This window comes from Streptomyces kebangsaanensis (assembly GCF_001906585.1).
GTDB classification, from domain to species: Bacteria; Actinomycetota; Actinomycetes; order Streptomycetales; family Streptomycetaceae; genus Streptomyces; species Streptomyces kebangsaanensis.
On the sequence record NZ_JUJA01000035.1, the window covers coordinates 1 to 3,768 of the forward strand.

The 3,768-nt window shown below is 71.7% G+C and carries 2 protein-coding genes; one reads left to right on the forward strand and one right to left on the reverse strand.

Features of this window, described 5'->3' with window-relative positions; genetic code table 11:
* Positions 1-315: 315 nt before the first annotated feature.
* Complete coding sequence (locus RH94_RS04255; protein ID WP_073946314.1) at positions 316-1,953, reverse strand: ABC-F family ATP-binding cassette domain-containing protein; 1,638 nt, start codon at positions 1,951-1,953, stop codon at positions 316-318.
* 198 nt (positions 1,954-2,151) lie between these two features.
* Between RH94_RS04255 and RH94_RS04260 the strand changes: the two genes are divergently transcribed.
* Positions 2,152-3,645, forward strand: coding sequence for a M1 family metallopeptidase (locus RH94_RS04260; protein ID WP_073946315.1), 1,494 nt, complete (start codon positions 2,152-2,154; stop codon positions 3,643-3,645).
* The last annotated feature ends 123 nt before the right edge of the window (positions 3,646-3,768 follow it).

Consider the following 3,768-nt stretch of genomic DNA (forward strand, 5'->3'; position numbering starts at 1 on the left):
GAGCCGTCAGCGCGGTGGGTACTGTCCGGGTGGCAGCGCCGAGTGGGGCCCTGGGACCGCGCCCGGGGGTGGCGGGCCGGGCTCGAAGGCGGCCGACGGTCGCCCCGTGCGCATCACGTCCTCCAGTCGCCTCTGTATGTCCGTGGCCGCGTCGCGGACACGTGCGGGCACGTCACCGCGCTCGGCGATGAGCTGGTGATAGATGGGGGCGTCTTGGAACATGGGCAACCGTCCCTTCCGGTCTGCGGTTTCGCTCCGCTGGGCAACGGTGACCGAGTGTAGGGCCCGCGTCGCCACCCCTCGCGGGCGGTATGCCTAACGTTCCGTCACCTTGCCCGCCGCGACCTCCAGACGGCGGGTCACGCGCACCGCGTCCAGCATGCGGCGGTCGTGGGTGACCAGAAGCAGAGTGCCCTGGTAGGAGTCCAGCGCCGACTCCAACTGCTCGATGGCCGGCAGGTCGAGGTGGTTGGTGGGCTCGTCCAGGACCAGGAGGTTGACGCCCCTGCCCTGGAGGAGGGCGAGGGCGGCCCTGGTGCGCTCGCCCGGGGAGAGTGTCGCGGCCGGGCGCAGGACGTGGTCCGCCTTCAGGCCGAACTTGGCGAGCAGCGTGCGGACTTCGACGGGTTCGGTGTCCGGAACCGCCGCGCGGAAGGCGTCCAGCAGGGTTTCGGAGCCGTGGAACAGGCGGCGGGCCTGGTCGACCTCGCCGACCAGGACGCCCGAGCCCAGGGCCGCGTGACCGGCGTCCAGGCCCACCCGGCCCAGCAGGGCGGCCAGCAGCGTCGACTTGCCGGCACCGTTCGCGCCGGTGACGGCCACCCGGTCCGCCCAGTCGATCCGCAGGGACACCGGGCCGAGCACGAAGTCCCCGCGCCGTACCTCCGCGTCCCGCAGCGTGGCGACGACCTCGCCCGAGCGCGGGGCCGCCGCGATCTCCATGCGCAGCTCCCACTCCTTGCGGGGCTCCTCGACGGCCTCCAGCCGCTCGATCATGCGCTGGGTCTGGCGGGCCTTCGCGGCCTGCTTCTCACTGGCCTCGCTGCGGAACTTGCGGCCGATCTTGTCGTTGTCGCCCGCCTTGCGCCGGGCGTTCTTCACGCCCTTGTCCATCCAGGTGCGCTGCGTCTGCGCGCGCTCCTGGAGGGCGGTCCGCTTGTCGGCGTACTCCTCGTACTCCTCCCGGGCGTGCCGGCGGGCCACCTCCCGCTCCTCCAGGTAGGCCGCGTATCCGCCGCCGTAGAGGTTGATCTGCCCCTGGGCCAGGTCGAGTTCGAGGACCTTGGTGACGGTGCGGGTGAGGAACTCGCGGTCGTGGCTGACGACGACCGTCCCGGCGCGCAGCCCGGTCACGAACCGCTCCAGCCGCTCCAGGCCGTCCAGGTCCAGGTCGTTGGTCGGCTCGTCGAGCAGGAAGACGTCGTAGCGGGACAGCAGCAGCGAGGCGAGGCCGGCACGGGCCGCCTGGCCGCCGGAGAGGGAGGTCATGAGCTGGTCGAGGCCGACGGCGAGGCCCAGGGAGTCGGCGACTTCCTCGGCGCGTTCGTCGAGGTCGGCGCCGCCGAGGCCGAGCCACCGCTCCAGGCTCGTCGCGTACGCGTCGTCCGCCCCCGGTGCGCCCTCGACCAGCGCCTGCGTGGCCTCGTCCATCGTCCGCTGAGCCGCGGCGACCCCGGTGCGGCGGGCCAGGAACTCCCGTACGGTCTCGCCCGGTCTCCGTTCCGGCTCCTGGGGCAGATGCCCGACGGTCGCCGTCGGCGGGGACAGCGTGAACTCGCCCTGTTCGGGCGCGTCCAGCCCGGCGAGCATCCGGAGCAGCGTGGACTTGCCGGCGCCGTTGGCGCCGACCAGCCCGATCACGTCCCCGGGCGCGACGACGAGGTCGAGCCCGGCGAACAGCGCGCGGTCGCCGTGCCCGGCGGCGAGATTCTTGGCGACGAGGGTGGCAGTCATCAGACGGCCGATCCTAACGGCCGCGCCCGACCGCGCTCAGTGCGCCACCGGTCCCCTCCCGGAAAGGACCCCCGGGCGTGCTTCCCCCATGACGGCCGAATGGCGATCCTGTGAACGAGGTGGTCATGGACACGTCTGTGGGCGCAGGGACTCAATAGGGTCCGAACAGACCTCGCGCCCCTACGACTTGGAGCTGACGTGCACCGCAGAATCATCGCGCCGGGCGCACTGGCGGCGGCCACCCTCCTGCTGGCGATCCCGGCATCGGCCGCGAGCCACTCCCCCGGCGCACCGGGTATCGGCGACCCCTACTACCCCGACTACGGCAACGGCGGATACGACGTCTCCCACTACGACCTCAGGCTGACCTACCAGCCCGCGACGGACGAGCTTGCGGGTACGGCCACGATCTCGGCACGGACCACGCAGGACCTCTCCCGCTTCAACCTGGACTTCCTGCTGGACGTCGGCGAGGTGCGGGTCAACGGCGTGAAGGCCGCGTTCACCACCGCCCGTCAGCACGAACTGATGGTCACCCCGAAGACCCCGCTGGCCAAGGGCACACCGATCACGGTGGTCGTCCGCTACAGCGGAGTGCCGTCGACGAAGAGCGCCTACGGCTTCACCACCTGGCACCGCACCCCGGACGGCGCGGTCGCGGCGGACGAGCCCGAGGCGGCCTGGTGGTGGTTCCCGAGCAACGACCACCCGAGCGACAAGGCCACCTACGACGTGTCGGTGGCCGTGCCGGACGGCACGCAGGCGATCTCCAACGGCACGCTGCAGTCGGTCACCTCCAAGCTGGGCTGGACCCGCTACAACTGGCGCGAGAACAAGCCGCAGGCGACGTACCTGGCCACGCTCGCGCTCGGGAAGTTCGACATCACGACGGGCACCTCGGAGGACGGCGTTCCCGTCATCAACGCCTACAGCAGGGACCTCGGCGACAACGACGGGGCGGCACGCGCGAGCGTGGAGCGCACCGGCGAGATCGTCGACTGGCTGAGCGGCTTCTTCGGGCCGTATCCGTTCAGCTCGGCCGGCGGCTACGTGCCGAACACGACGACCGGGTACGCGCTGGAGACGCAGACCCGGGTGTACTACAGCCCGAGGCAGTTCGCGAACGGCTCCAACACCTCGGTCGTCGTCCACGAACTGGCCCACCAGTGGTACGGCGACAGCGTGTCGCTCAAGGGCTGGAAGGACATCTGGATCAACGAGGGCTTCGCCCGCTACGCCCAGTGGCTGTGGTCCGAGCACGAGGGCGAGGGCACGGCGCAGGAACTGGCGGACCACGTGTACGCCTCGCACCCCGCCGACGACCCCTTCTGGACGGTCGCGCCGGGTGATCCGGGACCGGACCACCAGTTCGACATCGCGGTCTACGACCGGGGCGCGCTCGCCGTCCAGGCACTGCGCGACGAGATCGGCGACAAGGCGTTCTTCGCCCTTCTGAAGGGCTGGCCGCAGCGGCACGCCTACGGCAACGCGTCCGTGGCCGACTTCCAGAGGTACGCCGAGCAGGTCTCGGGCAAGCCGCTGGCCGCGCTCTTCGACACCTGGCTGTTCCAGCCGTCGAAGCCGGCCGCCCCGGCGGCGCGGGCGGTATCCCCGGCGAAGACGCAGACGGCTCCCGCACAGCCGAGGTCGTGGAAGAGGATCCAGGCCACGAACGACGTGCACAGCAGGTGAGCGGCGGCCGGGCGGCCCGGGGCAGCTCCCTGCCCCCGGGCCGCCCGGCCTCACCCGTCGTGGTCGTACACGGTCACCGCGATCCCCCGCCCCGCCAGCCGCTTCCGTATCAGCGGCTCGATC

What these genes read in the sequence shown, in the direction of transcription:
- RH94_RS04255 (WP_073946314.1), bottom strand. Translation starts at nt 1,953, where the DNA reads ATGACTGCCACCCTCGTCGCCAAGAATCTCGCCGCCGGGCACGGCGAC.